The sequence below is a fragment of the Oleiphilus sp. HI0086 genome (assembly GCF_001635225.1).
Genome location: NZ_LWFZ01000305.1, coordinates 1 through 409, shown reverse-complemented (window position 1 = coordinate 409; position 409 = coordinate 1). Strand labels below are relative to the sequence as shown.

General features: G+C 42.3%; 1 protein-coding gene. It reads left to right on the top strand.

Annotated elements, in window-relative coordinates:
• A partial coding sequence (locus A3756_RS27205; RefSeq protein ID WP_197481151.1) for a hypothetical protein occupies positions 1–251 on the top strand: 251 nt, incomplete at its 5' end.
• Positions 252–409 lie beyond the last annotated feature (158 nt).

Genomic DNA, 409 nt, shown 5'->3' with positions numbered 1-409 from the left:
AAATTTTGGTTGAGTTTTCATCAGATGCTGACGTTGAAGCGATCCGTGTAAGTGACACTGGTGTTGATACTGATACTCGCGCAACGGTAACAGGTGCAGGTCTAGCGATTAAGAACAATGTAAACGCTAGTGCTGATCTGTTCACTGCAGGTTCTGAAGCTCGCTTCACTGTAGATGCTGGTAGCACGCTTTATACAGACGATGATACCTCTTTGACTATCACTGAGTACGATGCGAGCTGGGCTGAATAATCCCGCTTAAGTCTAAAAGTGTAAGGTCTTAGGAAGTTTAATGACAGGGATGTTAAGTCTAACTACAAGGAAGTAGTTGGACTTAAATAAATCAAAAGGCCCGCTGTGTAGTGGGCTTTTTATTTTGTAGGTATAAATTTAGCCACTCAGTTATTCGG